17 protein-coding genes and 6 pseudogenes are annotated in these 16620 nt (G+C 58.5%); 13 read left to right on the top strand and 10 right to left on the bottom strand.

Annotated elements, in window-relative coordinates; genetic code table 11:
• Positions 1 to 144 precede the first annotated feature (144 nt).
• The 4 genes and pseudogenes from SGP1_RS35190 (at position 145) to SGP1_RS13775 (ending at position 1570) form a co-directional block, all read left to right on the top strand.
• Positions 145 to 267 (top strand): iron-containing alcohol dehydrogenase family protein, encoded by a 123-nt coding sequence (locus SGP1_RS35190; RefSeq protein ID WP_148203513.1) that lies wholly within the window; start codon positions 145 to 147, stop codon positions 265 to 267.
• Positions 268 to 315: 48 nt separating this feature from the next.
• Positions 316 to 489 (top strand): iron-containing alcohol dehydrogenase family protein, encoded by a 174-nt coding sequence (locus tag SGP1_RS29860; protein WP_148203512.1) that lies wholly within the window; start codon positions 316 to 318, stop codon positions 487 to 489.
• Positions 486 to 722, top strand: coding sequence for a hypothetical protein (locus SGP1_RS29855; RefSeq protein ID WP_050747673.1), 237 nt, complete (start codon positions 486 to 488; stop codon positions 720 to 722). Before SGP1_RS29860 ends, SGP1_RS29855 begins: the two co-directional genes overlap by 4 nt.
• 47 nt (positions 723 to 769) lie before the next feature.
• Positions 770 to 1570, top strand: a pseudogene (locus SGP1_RS13775) (oxidoreductase).
• 68 nt (positions 1571 to 1638) lie between these two features.
• On the opposite strand, the gene SGP1_RS13770 reads toward SGP1_RS13775, so the two are convergent.
• From SGP1_RS13770 to SGP1_RS13725, 10 genes and pseudogenes are all read right to left on the bottom strand, one after another.
• Positions 1639 to 2421 carry a heme ABC transporter ATP-binding protein gene (locus tag SGP1_RS13770; protein WP_011411360.1) on the bottom strand — a complete coding sequence of 261 codons (783 nt, stop codon included), beginning with the start codon at positions 2419 to 2421 and terminating at the stop codon, positions 1639 to 1641.
• A complete protein-coding gene (locus SGP1_RS13765; RefSeq protein ID WP_011411359.1) occupies positions 2414 to 3412 on the bottom strand; it encodes a FecCD family ABC transporter permease in 999 nt (332 codons plus the stop codon). The genes SGP1_RS13770 and SGP1_RS13765 overlap by 8 nt, the downstream gene beginning before the upstream one ends.
• Positions 3413 to 3418: 6 nt before the next feature.
• The gene (locus tag SGP1_RS13760) at positions 3419 to 4240 is read right to left on the bottom strand and encodes a heme/hemin ABC transporter substrate-binding protein (RefSeq protein WP_011411358.1); all 822 of its coding nucleotides are present in this window, start codon (positions 4238 to 4240) and stop codon (positions 3419 to 3421) included.
• A 729-nt stretch (positions 4241 to 4969) separates the two neighbouring features.
• Positions 4970 to 5872, bottom strand: coding sequence for a hypothetical protein (locus SGP1_RS35185; RefSeq protein WP_011411357.1), 903 nt, complete (start codon positions 5870 to 5872; stop codon positions 4970 to 4972).
• Positions 5869 to 6551: pseudogene (locus SGP1_RS13745) on the bottom strand (heavy metal response regulator transcription factor). The gene SGP1_RS35185 and the pseudogene SGP1_RS13745 overlap by 4 nt, the downstream one beginning before the upstream one ends.
• A 38-nt stretch (positions 6552 to 6589) precedes the next feature.
• Positions 6590 to 7225 (bottom strand): alpha/beta hydrolase, encoded by a 636-nt coding sequence (locus SGP1_RS13740; protein WP_341532815.1) that lies wholly within the window; start codon positions 7223 to 7225, stop codon positions 6590 to 6592.
• On the bottom strand, positions 7179 to 7337 hold the full coding sequence (locus SGP1_RS35715) for a hypothetical protein (protein ID WP_341532814.1): 159 nt from the start codon (positions 7335 to 7337) through the stop codon (positions 7179 to 7181). Before SGP1_RS35715 ends, SGP1_RS13740 begins: the two co-directional genes overlap by 47 nt.
• Positions 7338 to 7737: 400 nt before the next feature.
• Positions 7738 to 8973, bottom strand: a complete 1236-nt coding sequence (locus tag SGP1_RS13735; protein WP_011411355.1) for a sugar transporter — start codon at positions 8971 to 8973, stop codon at positions 7738 to 7740.
• Between the two features lie 466 nt (positions 8974 to 9439).
• Positions 9440 to 10392: pseudogene (locus SGP1_RS13730) on the bottom strand (sugar kinase).
• Positions 10393 to 10401: 9 nt separating this feature from the next.
• Positions 10402 to 11022: a DeoR family transcriptional regulator gene (locus SGP1_RS13725; protein WP_158302397.1), complete on the bottom strand. Its 621-nt coding sequence runs from the start codon at positions 11020 to 11022 to the stop codon at positions 10402 to 10404.
• 588 nt (positions 11023 to 11610) lie between these two features.
• On the opposite strand from SGP1_RS13725, the gene SGP1_RS33680 reads away from it, so the two are divergent.
• The 9 genes and pseudogenes from SGP1_RS33680 (at position 11611) to gatZ (ending at position 16382) form a co-directional block, all read left to right on the top strand.
• On the top strand, positions 11611 to 12123 hold the full coding sequence (locus SGP1_RS33680) for a substrate-binding domain-containing protein (protein ID WP_243466021.1): 513 nt from the start codon (positions 11611 to 11613) through the stop codon (positions 12121 to 12123).
• A complete protein-coding gene (locus tag SGP1_RS33675; protein WP_243466020.1) occupies positions 12116 to 12265 on the top strand; it encodes a hypothetical protein in 150 nt (49 codons plus the stop codon). Before SGP1_RS33680 ends, SGP1_RS33675 begins: the two co-directional genes overlap by 8 nt.
• A 95-nt stretch (positions 12266 to 12360) precedes the next feature.
• Positions 12361 to 12600: an ATP-binding cassette domain-containing protein gene (locus SGP1_RS36530; protein WP_243466019.1), complete on the top strand. Its 240-nt coding sequence runs from the start codon at positions 12361 to 12363 to the stop codon at positions 12598 to 12600.
• A 13-nt stretch (positions 12601 to 12613) separates the two neighbouring features.
• Positions 12614 to 12988, top strand: a complete 375-nt coding sequence (locus SGP1_RS36525; protein ID WP_050747670.1) for a hypothetical protein — start codon at positions 12614 to 12616, stop codon at positions 12986 to 12988.
• Entirely contained in the window at positions 12967 to 13233 is a 267-nt protein-coding gene (locus SGP1_RS36520; RefSeq protein WP_050747669.1) for a hypothetical protein, read from the top strand. Before SGP1_RS36525 ends, SGP1_RS36520 begins: the two co-directional genes overlap by 22 nt.
• 16 nt (positions 13234 to 13249) lie before the next feature.
• Entirely contained in the window at positions 13250 to 13471 is a 222-nt protein-coding gene (locus SGP1_RS36515) for a hypothetical protein (protein ID WP_050747668.1), read from the top strand.
• A gap of 51 nt (positions 13472 to 13522) precedes the next feature.
• Positions 13523 to 14169, top strand: a pseudogene (locus tag SGP1_RS13710) (ABC transporter permease); the annotation flags it as partial.
• A gap of 37 nt (positions 14170 to 14206) precedes the next feature.
• A pseudogene (locus SGP1_RS31210) lies at positions 14207 to 15091 on the top strand (sugar kinase); the annotation flags it as partial.
• A 24-nt stretch (positions 15092 to 15115) separates the two neighbouring features.
• Positions 15116 to 16382, top strand: a pseudogene (gatZ, locus tag SGP1_RS33650) (tagatose-bisphosphate aldolase subunit GatZ).
• Positions 16383 to 16620 lie beyond the last annotated feature (238 nt).

Here is a 16620-nt window from a genome sequence, read left to right as displayed (position 1 = left end):
GATTAAGTCAGGTAGTGAGAAGCGGTCCCGGTCAATATCTTTGTCAGGCCGCCGAATTGCTAAATGTGGAATACATCACTCTCCCGACGGTGCTCGGCACCTGCGCTGCCACCACGCCGCTCTCGGCGATGTATTGGCCGGATCATGCGTTCCGCTCTGTGGATTACTATCACCTCCGCCTATCTGACCCTGGTTGATTTGACGCTGCTAATCACATCGCCGCGTGATTATTTTCTCGGCGGCATCGGCGATACGCTGGCGAAGTGATATGAAGCGGAAGCCATCACCCGCCATGCGCTGGCGGCCTTGGACAGTATGACGACGGGGGCGGTGTCGCCGGCGTTTCAGCGCGTGGCGGAGGCGATCATTGCCGTAGCAGGCATGGTGGGCGGTTGTGCGGAGTCGGGCCGCATGGCCGGTGCGCATGCTATCCATAACGCCATGAGCCATCTGCCGGAAACCCATCCGGTGCGGTGCTGCACGGCATGAAAGTCGCTTACGGCATTCTGGTACAGCTGGTTGCTACCGGCGATGAACAGGAAGTCGTGCGGCTGTTGCCTTTTTATCGCCACAATGGTTTTCCTTATGATTTTGCCACGCTGGGCATCACTACGCCTGCCGAAGAGGCCGTCAGGCTGCTGGCACTGCCCGGCGTGACCGAAGAGCAGATCGCATCGGCGCTGCGTCGGGTGGAACAACTCGCGTGCGACCTGCGTTCCTGATCTGGCGCGATCGGTTACACGGTCCGCCAGCGTTTATGGCGGACATTATGTCCGCAGAAAAAATCCCCGTATGGTTTATCACCGGCTGCTCGACAGGGTTTGGCCTAGAGCTGGCGCAGCGCGTACTGTCCCGCGGCTGGCGGGCGGTTATCACCGCTCGCGATGTGCAACAGGTCACGGCGTTAGCGCTGGACGTGACCAATGACGCAGCTATAACCGACGCGGTCAAGGCGCGGCGGTCGACAAATTTGGCGCTATTGATGTCCTGGTAAATAATGCCGGTTATGGCTATCAAAGCGTCGTCGAGGAGGAGATACGCGCCCAATTCGACACCAATGTGTTCGGACTGTTCGCCTTGACCCGCGCGGTGCTGCCGCTGATGCGCGCGCAGCGCCAGGGGCATGTGATCAATATTACCTCGGTGGCGGGGCTGGTGGGTTTCCCCAGCTCAGGCTATTACGCGGCCAGAAAATATGCCGTAGAAGGCTGGTCCGATGCGCTATGGGCGGAGTCGCGCCGTTGGGTATCAAGGTGACCTGCGTTGAGCTGGGGCCGTTTCGTACCGACTGGGCCGGACGATCGTTACGCCAAACGCCCTGGCGGATTACGCCACAACCGCCGCGGCGCGGATGAAAACCACCGCCGCCAACAGTGGTAAGCAGGCCGGCGATCCGGTGCGTGTCGCTGACGCCATGCTGGATATTACCCTCAATGCGCGGCCGCCGGGCCATCTGCTGCTTGGCGCCTGGGGTTTCGAGACGGTGACCGGCAAATTACGCGAGCGATTGGATGAAATGGAGGTCTGGCGCGATGTCAGTCTCGGCGCCGATTATCCGCAACAGGAGTGATACGCCGCGGCCGCGCCGTTCCCCCTCGACGGCGTAACCGGTGGCAGGCTGGATGCTGTAAGAGCGTGTCAGCGCCGCAGGTAAATCTGCGGCACGCCGTCCTCTTGCTGGGTCTGTACTCGGAGGTCGGCTTGATAGCAGGCGCGCAACTGCACTTCTGTTAACACCTCTGCCGGCGTCCCGCTGGCAGCAAGCCGCCCTTGCTGCAATAGCAGTATCCGATCGGCCCACAGCGCCGCCAGATTCACATCATGCAATATGCAGCACACGGCCAGCTTGCCCGCGCGGGTGAGTTGATACAGCAGGCGCAGCAGCGCCTGCTGATGATATAGATCCAGCGCTGACGTGGGTTCATCCAGAAACAGCCAGCCCTCCGGGCCGTCCTGCTGCCAAAGCTGCGCCAGCGCCATTGCCAGACGGACCCGCTGCTGCTCCCCCCCGGACAACCGGCGAAACTCGCGCGACGCCAGCATTTCGCAACCGGTTAACGTCATAACCTCGGCAAGTACGGTGGTTGCCGGCGTGCCAGACCAGGGCGCGCGCGCCATCGCCACCACTTCGCTAACCCGGAACGAAAATGCCACGCTGCCTTGTTGGGCCATTACCGCCCGCCGTCGCGCGAGCTGGGCGGCAGTCCAGACGGCCAGCTCCCGTCCTTGCAGCCGGCACTGCCCCTGTATAGGATCGAGATAGCCGCTCAATAGCCGCAAAAGCGTCGATTTACCGGCGCCATTGGGGCCAATCAGCGCCACCATTTCCCCAGGCGCCAACGTCAGCGAGACGCCTTCAATCAGCGTGCGACCGCCGGCGCGGTAGTGGAGATTGTCGGCGTGCAATAAGGCGTCAGACACCGGCCGCCTCCCGTCTGCGCAGGATAAGCCACAAAAACCACGGTCCGCCCAGCAGACTGGTCAAAAGCCCCACGGGCATTTCCGCCGGCGCCACGGCCGTGCGCGCGACCGTATCCGCCAGCAGCAGCAAAATGGCGCCGGCCAACACCGCGCCGGGCAGAAGCCAGCGGTGATCGGCGCCCAACGTCATGCGCACCAGATGCGGCACCACCAGACCCACGAAGCCGATAACGCCGCTGACCGCCGCCGCCGCCGCCACCAGCAGCGCGCTTGACAGCAACAGATGGCGCTGGGTACGTTTGACATTGACGCCCAGATAATGTGCTTCTTCCTCACCGAGCTGCAGCACATTGAGCGCGGTAGACAAACGCTGCACCACCAGCGCCCCGGGCACAATCAGCGATGCGGCGGCGGCCACCGTCGGCCATTGGGCCTGTCCGAGACTGCCCATGCCCCATAACGACAGCTGGCGCAATTGCTGATCGTTGCTTAGCCAGGAAAGGACGCCTGTCGCGGCGCTGCATAAGGCATTGATGGCGATACCGGCGAGCAGCAGCCGCGCCAGACCGGCGCTGAAACTGCTGAGTGAAAAAATCACCAGGGTGACGACAAGGCTGCCGATAAAGGCCGCCGCCATCGATGAGTACAGCGCGAAAATCGGCGTCAGCGTCCAGGGCAGCACTACCGCCAGACCGACCGCCAGTGCGGCGCCGCTGCTGATACCCAGCAAACCGGGATCCGCCAGCGGATTGCGAAACAATCCCTGCATCACCGCGCCGGACAGGGCCAGCGCGGTGCCCACCAGTAGCGCCAGCGCTACCCGCGGTAGCCGGATATGGAACCATATTTGCCAAAGCATACCGTCGCTCGGGCTGCGCCAGATATCGGCAAGCATAAGCCGCATGGCGCCGAAGCCGGCCGCGGCGGTGGCCAATACCAGAAGCAATACCGCCATGGCGCCCAGAGTGAGCAAAGGTTTGTTAGGACGCATAGAGCCTCAGGGCCGAGCGGCCGCGCGCAGCTTGACGATTGCTGCGGGCGTATCCAGGCCGAATCCCAGCAGCGCCATATCATCCAGCACCACCAGCCGGTGATGTTTGCCCGCCGGGGTCATCGCCAGTCCCGGCAATTGCCAGACTTTTTCCTCGCCGCCCAGGGTTTTGACGCCGTCGGCGGTCACCACTACCAGATCCGGCGCGCTGGCAATAATCCCTTCTGAGGACAGTGGTTGATAACGGCTAAAGCTCTGCATGGCGTTTTGCAGTCCCGCAGCGCGTATTGCGGCGTCCGCCGCGGTATCTTTACCGGCGGCCATCGCCGACATGCCGCTATGGCTAAGAATAAACAGCACTTTTACCGGCAGCGTGCCGGCGGGGATCGCTTGCAAGTCATCATGCAATCGGGCAATCAGACGCTCGCCCTGGGACGTACGGTCCAGGGCGGTGGCGACGGTTTGGATTTTGCGGTCGATGGCGCTTAGCGACGTTTCTTCCGGCACGGTGATAACCTGCACACCGCTATCGGCCACTTGCTTGAGCGCCAGCGAGGGTTTGGCCAGTTCGCTGACCAGCACCAGCGACGGACGCAAGGCTAATATCCCCTCAGCGTTCAATTGCCGCAGATAGCCGACGTCCGGCAAGCGCAGCACCTGATCCGCAGGCTTCAGGCTGGTACTGTCCCGCGCCACCACCTCCCCGCCGGCCCCGAGGGCAAAAGCGATTTCGGTGACATCGCCGCCGATGGTAATCACCCGCGTTTCGGCCAGCAGCGTAAAGGGCGCGACAAGCAGCGCCAGGGCCAGATAGCGGCGTGCGGCCAATGCCGGTACGACGCGCGATAAACCGTCCCGCAGCCGTTCACGGGTCGCAACACGCGCCAGTCGCGCCAGAACTCTGCGTAGCGATTGACGGTGCGGTGCGGGGTGGGTTTGGCCGGACAGCACAGTGAGGACCCGGTTAATTACCATAGGATGATCTCCATATTAAGGCGGCGAGTGCAGGGTGCCGCCGCGCCGAAGGGGGCGATATCGCCGATCGCCGTCTGCGTCAAGTTTGACACCCGGCAAGCGTGTTGCACAGAGCCTGAGAAAGGGGGCGCCGCGCCGCTGCGTACGGCAACGGTTGACCCCGGCACTGGCCTTTCACCGCCGCCAGAGGGTAAGGCCGTGAGGCCCGTGGGCGTAGGTAAAGTGCGTTCCTGCACGGGTGGGTGGATCGGCGGCGACGAAGCCTTGGTCTGACGTAAACGGCGTAGCGCATGATAGGCATTGTGATCTCTGTTCGGGCGATGAAACGGCGGGAGGGCCTCAAAGCACCTGTCCTGGCTTAAGGCCGCCCGCCAGCACGGGATAGGGCCTTATTCCCTTTAGTATGAATAATAATACGAACTATTATTGTTATCAATATTGTACTATCTTTTTTTAACGAAAAAGGCATGTAAAGCAGAGGGTTATCGCTTTTCCCCTTCAGAAAGTCATTCTCCTTACGGCGAGTTTATCGCCGGTGGAGGAAACCAAATACAACCGCGGCAGGACACGCCGGGCCAGAGTCTATGCCTGATGCTGATGAGGAAAAAGAGCGAAAAGCGGGTCAGACGATCCTGGCTTTCCACCGCGCAGTGCCCGTGATGCAGCTGCATTATGCTGCACACGATGGCCCCAGACCGCTACCGGTGGCTGAATCGTGGCGAGAGGCATCGACGCGATAAAAGTGGTCAAAAATACGTGCATCTGGTTGAACGCCGCCACCAGCGCCACCAGCGCCACCAGCGCCACCAGCGCCACCAGCTCCCGCGGCACATGTGCTAACTGAATTTGCCAGGCCAAATGGCGGACGTCGATGGCGGCTGCCTCCTGGGCTAAATGGTATAAGGGGCGTAAACCGCGTCGGGTCAGAAAAACAACGCTCAGCGCGGCGACGGCGGTAGCGATGATTATCAGCAGCAGCATTTCGTGACGGTAGCCCGCAAGCGTACTGGTGCGTTCCGTCATGAGCCTGCCGGTGATAATTTCCACTTCGCCGGGGCCATTGCTCGTTTTCGCCAATGCCGAGGCGGAGATAAACGGCGTGCCATTGGCCGCAAGCTGGTGGCGGACGCTTTTCAAGGTCAGCGGCTGATGGGTAGGCACCGCGGGTATGTCCGGTATGCGGGTTTTGCTGGGGTTCACCTCAATCAGCGGCGGCTGGCTGGGAAAGCGCACCACCATCAGGGATTCGGTATTGCCCAGCATATTGGCAAACAGCCGGGGTTTGGTGCGAATAAGCGCCAGCACGTCCTCGTTGAGCAACAGCGTGCGGATTTGATCCATCCGGTTCAAGAGCGCCGTGTCGTCACGAACGCTGATTTGTTTCGCCAGCGATTGATACAGCACCATCTCCGTCAGGATCATGACCAGCAACACGGTAGTGGCAATCAACAGCGACAGGCGGGCGGTCAGCGACAGGCTTTTCATGGCGTTTCGTCGCCCTCGCAGCGATAGCACACACCGTGAACCGTATGAATAAGCGGGTGAGTGAAGGGTTCATCCACCTTTTGCCGCAAATGGCGTACGGCCACATCCACTACGTTAGTATCGCCATCGAAATTCATGTCCCAGACCCGCGAGGCTATCAGGGTGCGGCTCATTACCTGTGTCCCGGGTTGGATATAAACAATTGCAGCAGGTTAAATTCTTTATTGGTCAGGTTGATCCGCAGGCCTGACCGCTCTACGCGCCGTTTGGCGATATCCAGCCGTAGGTCGGCCACCGTGAGAAGCTCCTCGCGTTTTCCGTTCATGCCCCGCCGCAGCGCGGTTCGAATGCGGGCCAGCAGCTCGGCAAAGGAAAAGGGTTTCACCAGATAATCATCCGCGCCGAGTTCCAGACCTTTGATGCGATCGTCGACAGTACTTTTGGCGGTAAGGAAAATAACCGGGGTATCCAGCAGACTATCCAGCGTTTTCATGACTTCCCAGCCGTTCAGCTCCGGCATCATGACATCGAGCAGAATCAGATCGTAATAATACTCCTCGGCCATAAATACCCCCTCGCGGCCGTTGACCGCCACATCGACGACATAACCAGACTCGGTTAAACCGCTGCGCATGTACTCCCGTGCTTTAGGTTCATCATCAATGACCAATATTTTCATCATTTACTCCGTCGCATCAGGAGAGGGTGCGCAGCGGCCTACTCAATCAATGCCGCAACCTCTTTAGGATGGGATTCATACACCGAATGGCTGTCGCCGGCAACTTCTACCATATGGCTCTTGGCGCGCTGAGCGTACATCCGTTCAAAGTCGGGATTAATGATTTTGTCCGCTTTCGCAACCATGTACCAGCTGGGTTTGGTTTTCCAGGCTGGATTATCGATGGTGGTGGAGAAAATGGCCTCTGCGATCGGCATCTGCGCCTGTGCTTCAAACATGGCCTGTTTGGCGGGCAGGTCAGCCGCGAAATCGCCGGGGTAATTTGCCGGCGCCAGCATCATATATCCGTCAGGCGTTTTCACAGGGTGCGCGCTGTTGGGGTATTTTTTGCCATTGCCGCCGCTGGATTCGCCGACGTCGAGCGCGTGGGCGGCGATATAGACCAAACCGGCGACATGTGAATCATTGCCCGCTTCGCTAATAATCGTGCTGCCGTAGCTGTGGCCGATCAGAATCACCGGGCCGTCTTGCTGAGCCAGGACGCGTTGGGTGGCGGCGACATCTTCTTTGAACGAGGTCAGCGGTTCCTGAACCAGAGTCACTTTATAACCATCTTGCGTTAGAATGTCATAGACCGGACGCCAGCCCGCGCCGCCGACAAAGGCGCCGTGCACCAGAACGATGTTTTTTTACGTTTTCGGCCTGTGCTGCGGTGCTGACGCCCGCCATCAGACAGACGCTGGAGAGGGCGATAATTTTAATGGATTGACCGAGGGTCAGTTTCATAACATGTTCCTCTAGTTGGTAAGTATAGGTGTTCATTTCATAGAAGAGTGTAGGCTGGTGAAACTGACCGCGGCATGAGCGAGTTATGACAAAAGTATGACGTTGCCGGCGACGGCTAAAAGCCAGGGCAAGATAGCGGCCGGCGTCAGAGGAGACATGTCTCCTCTGACACCTGACGCGCCACAAGCGCTAAGGTGCCTGCTGCCCGGGGCCTCGCGCGGGCGTCATCATGCCTGCTGTCTGGGGCCTCACGCAGGGCGTCAGTATGCCGATGCAGCTTGAAAGTGCTTCGCGCAGGTATCGACCTTTCGCGGTGGCCGGCATGGCGCTCCGCCAACCGCCAACTCAGCATGCCAAGCCCTCCGGTAACGCCCGCCGGCGGCAGCGATGGTAACCTGCCTCACCCGAGGTTGATAAGGCGGAATACGTCGCGGTAGCGGCGAAATGCCCATATACACAGCGCCAGACCCAGCAAGGCAATCAGCGCGCCCACCAGGCCGATATCATCGATGGTGAAGAACAAGCTGACCTGATTCCCCAGTAATGCGCCGGCACCGATACCCAGATTGAAAATGCCGGAAAACAGGGCCATAGCGACATCAGTGGCATCCTGCGCCATGCCGAGGACTTTCACCTGAAGACTCAGGGCGAGGGCGGTCATGGCCATGCTCCAGATAACGCACAACAACGCGATAGCGAGATTATGCGGCGCCAGCGGCAGCAGTAACAGCAGGCAAATCATCAGACAGAAAATAACGCCCATCAATAGCGCGGTAGGGTGACGGTTGCCCAGGAATGAAAATACCAGGCTGCCGAGGATACCGGCGGCGCCGAACAGCAAAAGCAACATGGTGGTGAAGTTTTCGCCGGCGGAGGCCACGCGCTGCATGAAAGGTTCAATATAGCTGTAGGCGGTATAGTGGGCCGTTACCACCACTACAGTGATACCGTAAATGCTCACCAGCGCAGGGCGGCGAAACAGTGCCGGCACGCTGCTCAGGGAGCTTGAATGATTACTGGGCAAACGCGGCAGCAGACGCCACAGAAGCAGCATAATCGCCAGCGCGGTGATGCCGATAATGCCAAAGGTCATACGCCAGCCCAAATATTGGCCTATGAGTCTCCCCAGCGGCAGCCCCAGCACCATCGCCAGCACGGTGCCGGTGGTCAAAAGACTGAGTGATTGCTCTGATTTTCCTTTCGGGCCGACGCGAATAGCCAGCGAGGCGGTTATTGACCAAAACACCGCATGTGCCAGCGCTACTCCGATGCGTGAACACATCAACACCCAGAAATTCCAGGCGAAGGCGGTGAGCACATGGCTGGCGATGAACAGCGCGAACGTGCCCATCAGCAGGTTGCGTCGCTCCATCTGGCTTGACAACAGCATCAGCGGAAGCGACATCAGTGCTACCCCCCAAGCGTAAACGGTGATGATCAATCCCACCTGGGCCGGCGTCATGGCAAAACTGTCGGCGATATCGCTTAGAAGCCCGACGGGGACAAATTCGGTGGTATTAAAGATAAAGGCCGCCAGCGCCAGGCATAGCACCCGCAGCCAGGCTCTTGAGCGACTGGTACGAGGCGTAAACGGCGGGCGGGCCCGAGATTGGCGGGAAGAACGTGTCGTTTGCATTGAGATGGCAGCCAACAAAAAAGAAATTAGCGGAAAGCACCGGGTGGAGCATCGTCGTGGCAGCGGGGGCCTGCGACGCCCAGGCTGCATGATAACAGTTTACTCTTGTTATGTGATCTGTGCCGCGTTTTTTTGCGGTTTCAACGTGCTGAACTTAGTGCCGCGTTTTTTGCCTGGTGTTGAAGGAAAGGCGTCAATGTATGCTTTGCGACGCATGCGAAAGGGGATACGCCGCCCGCAAAGCCCAAAGCCCAAAGCCCAAAGCCCAAAGCCCAAAGCCCAAAGCCCAAAGCCCAAAGCCCAAAGCCCAAAGCCCAAAGCCCAAAGCCCAAAGCCCAAAGCCCAAAGCCCAAAGCCCCGTGCTGGGTGTTTCGTATTCTGTGCGTGGAGCTGCAGGTGTAAGGATGCGCCGATCGGCGACCCGCGGCGAGGGTTTGGCGGATAAGCGTCGAAACAGGCGCGCCGCTTATGCCAACACCAGTCGTTTAATCTCCTGCAGCGTAGAGATGCCCTCCATCGGCCCCTTGCGGGATACCGCCAGCGCGCCGCTGGCGTTGGCATAGGTCAGCGCCTCGCTGACCGGATAGCCGGCCAGCAGCAGGCTGACAAAAGTTGCGCCGAAACAGTCACCGGCGCCCGTGGGGTCTACCAGCGGGGTCTGGTAACCCGCGACATGCTGCTCCTGCAGTCCGCCCTGCCGCCACTGGTAATGGCTGGCGCCGTTGCCGCCCCGTTTGATGGTGACATGCTGCACGCCTCCCGCCAGCAGGTCGGCAACGATTGCCGCCTCCGACTGATTGCGGCCGTGGGCGAAATCAGTCATTTCCCTTTCGCTTGCAAAAAGATATCAGTGTATTTCAGAATGTAGTCGAAGGTCTAGCGCATCTCGGGGATATTCATCATCTCCTTGCAGATGTTGGGATCGAAGGAAACGGTTCCCTGATTGGCTTTGACTATCTGAATCACCTTGCGCATGGCGTCAATGATACGTAACGAAAACAGCGATGACCCCATAATATGAAAGTGCTGGCAGCGCTCAAGCAGGGCGGGCTGAATATGGTCTGGGGAGAGGAAACCGCAAGCGCTGCTGGGAATATTGAAGATAAAATCCTGCTCAAGGGGAGTGCGATAGCTGACGAAGGCGGTGCCGGTGGGCGCTTTGTCTACCCGGGTGATGCCTTCGGTTGCTACGCCCTCCTGGCGCAGCCGCTCGATATTAAGTTCGCCGAAATTGTCGTTGCCGACGCAGCCGAATAACAGGGAGCTGAAGCCCAAACGGGCGACCTGCGCGGCGAAGATGGCGGGCGCGCCGCTGGGATAGGGGCCGAGGAACTCCCCGGGCCGGGTGAAGCCCTGGTTATAGTTTTTACAGAGAAATTCCATCAGTAACTCACCCATGGTGCAGATGCTCACAGACATAGCGTCCCCTTAATCCCCAGTAGAATCCCGATTAGTCCAGGTAAAGCACTCGTTATTGCTGTAGCGGATGATGAAATCCGACTCGAACAATTGCTGTTGATAAAATCCGTTTACTGCTCCACATGTCACCAAATTGTCAAGCTGAGTCAATTGCCCGGCCGGCGCGTGATTACCCTCGGGCGGCGGATAACAGGTGACCAGCAGCGTTTTCAGCTGCGCCTTGTCGAGCACCCGTTGGTAATGGGGTGCCAACTGCGGCAGCTCGCCGCCGAGCGCGCCGGTAGCATCCAGCGATGTGGCCTGCAAAATACAGTGGGAGAGCGTGTAATGTTGTACGACTCTGTCCAGCGTTGTGCCCACCAGAACATGGCGGTTGCGGATCATTTCACTACCCGCCAGGATCACTTCGCCATCGATAAACTCATCCGCTAGCAGGGCTTGGTGGAGGTCATTAACGATAAGCTGCATCTTTTTACGGCCGCTCAGCAAGGGAATGACCTTGCGGGTAATGGTGCCGTGCCCCAAAAACAGCGTATTCCGATCGGCCACCAGGCGCGCGCAATGTAGCGCCATTTCCAGTTCCGCGGCGCGGTTGGGCACCTCGCCGGCCGGCAGCAGTGGAAACAACATTTCCGCGCGGTGACCCCTATAAAACGAAGACGACGGGACGGAATAAGCCTGTTCATCGAAGCCGTCAGTGGAGAAAATGTTGTGCACGGGTTGGCGCATAATTAACAAGTGGCGAATACCTCAATTATAATCCGTAGCCGCTGTTTAATTCTTGTTGGCCAATTATTAGCAGTGATTAAAATAATAATTAAATGTTTGATGTCTTCGGCTATGGGCTATCGTTAGCTGTGCACTGGCGCGGCCGAGGAGTTTCATTCTTGCGCGATGTGTCATGCGCTTTGGCAGCCGGCCGCGTGGCGGTGTCCCGGATAAGGTGGTGCGCTGAGTAAGGTTTTGTCTCAAGGCCGTCGGTCTGTCCGTCCGGTCTATCTTCTGTAGTCATGGCGTCATGCTGTGGTTGAATCGTCGCGTATGCTGCGGCGCAAACGAAATTGAGGTCTCTAAAACATGAAGCATGCCACTCTTATCGGCGCCTTATTGGCGGCGTCCTTATCGCTGTTGACTCAGACCTCCAGGCGAAAAAATATCAAATAGGCAGCCTCGCTGCTGACCCAACAGCACCCGTTTTATATTGAACTGGCGAATGCCATGAAAGCTGAATCGCAACGCGAGAATGTGACGCTTAATATTTCAATAGCCAATCAAGATATGAATAAGCAATTATCCGACGTTGAGGACTTTATTACCAAAAAGGTCGACGCTATCATTATTTCGCCGGTTGATTCACGGGGCGTACAGGCAGCCATTATTAAAGCGGAGAAAGCGGGCATTCCGGTGGTCAGCGTCGATGTGGCCGCAGAAGGGGTGCCTGTCATAAGCCATGTGGCGACCGACAACTATGCGGGCGGCGTAGAGGCCGGCCGGCTGATGGGGAAACTGCTTAACGGCAAAGGCGACGTGGCCATCATCGATTATCCGGCGCTGCAGTCGGTGGTCGCGCGGGTGGACGGTTTCAAAAAGGGGTTTGTCGAAACGCACGGAGTGAAAATTGTTGCGATTCAGCCGGGTATCACCCGTGCTGAAGCCTTGACCACCGCGCAATCATCACATCAAAATTATCGGCTTCGACGGCATGCCGGAGGCATGCAAGGCGGTGGATAACGAACAGACCTTTGTCGCCGTCATCCAGCAATACCCGGACCAAATGGGCAGTAAAGCCGTGGCGGCAACCGTCTATTATCTCAACGGCAAAACGGTGCCGAAAACCATTGCCGTAGCCCCGGGCGTCTACCAAAAACCCTAACGCAAAATGCACTATCCAGCGCCGACCGGACGGACGAGGTCCGGCCGGCGTTTGGCGCAGGCCATCGCGAAATCGCGAAAACATTCGGCGCCGTGGTGGCGTTGCAAAGCGTCAGCCTGACGTTACGCCGCGGCAGGGTGCATACGCTTTTGGGGGAGAACGACGCTGGCAAATCGACGTTAATGAAAATTCTTGCTGGTCTGTATTCCCTGGACCGGGGCGCGATTGTCGTTGACGGTCGTAGCGTGACGATCCGCAATCCCGCTCATGCCCGCGCGCCGGCCAAATGGTGGCCGACTGTCGGCGGTTACTGGAGGAATTGGCATCGAGGCTGACCCGCATCATCGGGTGGGGACGTCATCGTTAAGCGACGGCGAGGCCAGCATTTTGTTCGGCATCATAGACCGCTTGAAGGCGCGCGATTGCGCGTTGGTGTACATCTCCCACCGTATGGACGAAATCATGCGGGTCTCCGACGATATTACGGTCTTACGCGACGGTACTTTTATCGCGACCCATCAGCGTGCCGACACTCACATCGCGGCGCTTATCGCGCAAATGGTCGGCCGGGAAATGAAAAATGTCTTTCCGCCTCGTTTAGGCACAGGCTCGGACCCCGGCGCTGAACCGCTGCTGGAGGTACGCCATCTCAACCGCCGGGGCAGTTTGCCGATATCAGCTTCAGCGTCCGGCCGGGCGAAGTGCTGGGCTTTTTCGGCCTGACCCGATGCGACGGCGATATCCTCATGTCGGGTAAACCGGCGACTATTCGCTCCCCCTCACAGGCCATCTCTCAAGGCATCGCGTTTGTCACTGAGAATCGAAAAGAAGAGGGGCTAGTACTGAGTCATGATGTCAATCTCAACCTGCAACATATTGCTTTCCAGCATGCCGGCCCGCTGATTAACCAGCGCCGGGAGCGGCAGACCACCTGGCCAAATGGCTGCAAAAGACCCCGCGGGTATTAATTCTTGATGAACCGACGTGGGGGGCGTCGACGTAGGCGCCAAATACGAAATCTATCAGACGGTACGCCAATTGGCGGCCAAGGGCACGGCGATTGTGTTTATTTCCTCCGAACTGCCGGAGGTGATGGCGCTAAGAGATCAGCTGGTCGTTATGCGCGCCAAGCGCATCGTGGACATTTATCCCACAACCCACTTAACCCCGGCCCAGGTCATTTCCACCGCAACAGGAGTCGCATAAATGAGTGATAAAGCTCTCCTTTCTCCCGGACATCAGCGCGATGGCGTCGGCGCCGCACTGCTGTTAGGTGCCGTTAACGGTGCGCTGACCGCGTTGGCCGGTATTCCTTCCTTTATCGTCACCGTTGCCACCATGGGGATTTTCCGCGGCGTCGCCTACATCGTCACCGACGGGATGCCGGTCATGATAAGCGATCCGGGTTTCCTGGCGATGGGTAACGGCGAATGGCTACTGATTCCGGTGCCCATTTGGATCCTGGTGCTGCTGTTGGTGGTCAATCATGCGGTGCTCGGCAGCACGACCTTCGGGCGCAAAATCTATCTGACCGGGGGCAACCGGGGAGCGGCGCTGTATTCCAGCATCAACGTGACCGCTTTGCGCATCAAATTGTTCATGATAACCGCCCTGGTGGCGGGTATCAGCGGGCTGATTCTAGCGTCGCGGCTGTACTCCGGCCAACCCAACGCGGCGCTCAGTTATGAGCTGGACGCCATCGCCGCCGCCGTTTTGGGCGGCACCAGTCTTACCGGCGGCTATGGCACGGTTATCGGCACCATGATTGGCGCGCTGATCATCGGGGTTATCAACAATGGGATGAACCTGAAACGTTCCCTATTTCTACCAAATGGTGGTGAAGGGCGTGGTGAATCCTGGTGGCGGTCTATGTCGACGTCAGAAATAAAAAGAAACGCGGTTAACCGGGGCGGCTTACAGCAAAAAGAAGGAAATAGGGTGATGAACAGTATCTATACCATTGGTGAAGTACTTGTGGAAATGATGGCGGCGAACATCGGTCAGGGGTTTACCCATCCCGTCGTTTGGCACGGTCCCTATCCCAGCAGCGCACCGGCGGCATTATCAGCTGTGTCGGCGATGACGGTTTCGGCCGGCTGAATGTCGACAGGCTGGCGCGTGACGGCGTCGACACCCGCGGCATTCGTATGCTGGCTCAGGAAAGCACCGGTAGCGCTTTTGTCGCTTATCAATCCGGCGGCGAACGGGATTTCATTTTCAATATCAAGCATTCCTCCTGCGGCCGCATTTCGCCCCAGCAGGTGGTGGAAACGCTGCCGGCGGAATGCTGTCACCTGCATATCATGGGCTCTTCGCTGTTTTCCTTCCAGATGGTGGATGCGGTGAAAAAAGCGGCTGAGCAAGTGAAAGCCGCCGATGGCACGCTCTCATTCGACCCCAATATCCGCAAGGAAATGCTGGCCATACCCGAAATGCACGATGCTCTGCATTTCATGCTGGAGTTGACCGATTGTTACCTTCCCAGCGCCAGCGAAGTCGTGCTGCTGTCGCCGGCCAACGACGCGCAGGGGGCCATAGACTGGTTTTTACAAAACGGCATCTGGGAAGTGGTCGTGAAGCGAGGCCGCGAGGGCGCCAGCTATTACAGCGCCGAACAAACGCTCCACGTGCCCGGCTACTCGGTTATTGAAGAGGATCCTACCGGCGCCGGCGACTGTTTTGGCGGTGCATTCATCGCCTGTCGCCAGCGCGGTTTCAGCTTCAGCCAGGCGCTGTCTTACGCCAACGTCTGCGGCGCACTGGTGGTCACCCGTCAAGGCCCCAATGGAGGGCACCTCCAATCTTACGCAAATCGAGGCGTTTTTGCAGCGGCGACGCCGGTTTCCGATAATCACAGCATTCAGGAACGTCAATGAAACTCTTATTGCTCGACACAAACAGGGTGAACACCTGGGCATTTGTTCCGTCTGTTCCGCCCATCCGCTAGTGGTAGAGGCGGCGCTGCGTTTTGATCTGCACAGCGACTGCCACGTCTTGATTGAAGCGACGTCCAATCAGGTCAATCAGTTCGGCGGTTATACCGGCATGACGCCAGCGGGCTTTCGAGATTTTGTCCAGACCATTGCCGCCCGGGTCGGTTTCCCTCTCTCCCGTCTGATCCTGGGCAGGGATCATTTTGGCCCCAATTGCTGGCGCGATGAACCGGCAGAGGTCGCGATGGCGAAAGTGGCGCATCTGGTTGCCGACTATGTGCGGGCGGGGTTTTGTAAAATTCACCTCGATGCCTTGCCTGGACGATCCGGTACCGCTGCGGGCGGCAAAGCTTTGTGCTGCGGCCGAGGCCAGCGCCAGCGACGCCCAGCGGCAGGCGCTGTGTTATGTCATCGGTACGGAAGTGCCGGTCCCCGGCGGCGAGGCGGACACTATCGGCAGGGTGCATGTCACGACGCCCGCCTCCGTTGCAGAAACGTTGCATCTGCACGAAATGGCCTTCCGCCGGCTGGGGCAGGCGCAGGCGATTGATCGCATCATCGCCCTGGTGGTTCAGCCGGGGGTGGAATTCGATCACAGCAATATTATTCATTATCGCCCGGCCGCCGCCCAGGCGCTGTCGCGTTTTATTGCTACCACCCCTTGGGTGTTTGAAGCCCACTCCACCGATTATCAAACCCCGCAGGCGTTCGCCCAGCTGGTGCAGGACCATTTTGCCATCCTGAAAGTCGGACCGGCGATGACGTTTGCTCTGCGTGAGGCGATTTTCAGTTTGGCGCTGATGGAAAAAGTGTTGGTGCCGGTGGAACGACAAAGCCATATTCTGGCGGTTATTGATAGCGTCATGCTCGATGAGCCGAAGTATTGGGAGCAGTATTACCATCCGCGCCACTCCCAGGCGATGGTGGATTTACACTACAGCCTGTCCGATCGCATTGCAGAGGCGCTGCGCTAGTTGATAGGTCAACTGAGTTCCTGCCGTCTGCCACTTGGCATGTTAAGTCAATATTTCCCGCTGCAATACCGGCGGGTGGTGGCGGGGAAATGCCGTGCGGATCAGCACAGTCTTATCATGGACAAAATCCAGGATGTGCTGCGGGATTACGCCTATTGCTGCCGTCCGCAGATGGTCGCAGAGCCGGAAGCGCACGCGCTGTCACTCTAAGAGGTAACACCGGCGCTTGCTTACGCACAGGGGGGAAGATCGACCTCAGGGCTTAACCGCGCCCGTCCGTGGGGTACCCGACATTACCGCAAGAACAGGTAGCAGTCATAACCTTAATCGCGCCCGCCTGCCGGATCGGGGCGTTGACGGTGACATTACGCGCATTACCGCTTACGAGATATAATAAGTATGTTGGGCATGAAACATGCAGCGCCAAAACGTCATTATCTTTCTCGGG

It is taken from the genome of Sodalis glossinidius str. 'morsitans', assembly GCF_000010085.1.
GTDB classification, from domain to species: domain Bacteria; phylum Pseudomonadota; class Gammaproteobacteria; order Enterobacterales; family Enterobacteriaceae; genus Sodalis; species Sodalis glossinidius.
The sequence above is the reverse complement of the archived record's forward strand: the minus strand, read 5'-3'. Positions and strand labels throughout refer to the sequence as shown.

What these genes read in the sequence shown, in the direction of transcription:
- SGP1_RS35190 (WP_148203513.1), top strand. Translation starts at nt 145, where the DNA reads ATGCGTTCCGCTCTGTGGATTACTATCACCTCCGCCTATCTGACCCTG.
- SGP1_RS33680 (WP_243466021.1), top strand. Translation starts at nt 11,611, where the DNA reads ATGAAAGCTGAATCGCAACGCGAGAATGTGACGCTTAATATTTCAATA.
- SGP1_RS29855 (WP_050747673.1), top strand. Translation starts at nt 486, where the DNA reads ATGAAAGTCGCTTACGGCATTCTGGTACAGCTGGTTGCTACCGGCGAT.
- SGP1_RS29860 (WP_148203512.1), top strand. Translation starts at nt 316, where the DNA reads ATGACGACGGGGGCGGTGTCGCCGGCGTTTCAGCGCGTGGCGGAGGCG.
- SGP1_RS13725 (WP_158302397.1), bottom strand. Translation starts at nt 11,022, where the DNA reads ATGTTGTTTCCACTGCTGCCGGCCGGCGAGGTGCCCAACCGCGCCGCG.
- SGP1_RS13765 (WP_011411359.1), bottom strand. Translation starts at nt 3,412, where the DNA reads ATGCGTCCTAACAAACCTTTGCTCACTCTGGGCGCCATGGCGGTATTG.
- SGP1_RS35715 (WP_341532814.1), bottom strand. Translation starts at nt 7,337, where the DNA reads ATGAAACTGACCCTCGGTCAATCCATTAAAATTATCGCCCTCTCCAGC.
- SGP1_RS13735 (WP_011411355.1), bottom strand. Translation starts at nt 8,973, where the DNA reads ATGCAAACGACACGTTCTTCCCGCCAATCTCGGGCCCGCCCGCCGTTT.
- SGP1_RS35185 (WP_011411357.1), bottom strand. Translation starts at nt 5,872, where the DNA reads ATGAAAAGCCTGTCGCTGACCGCCCGCCTGTCGCTGTTGATTGCCACT.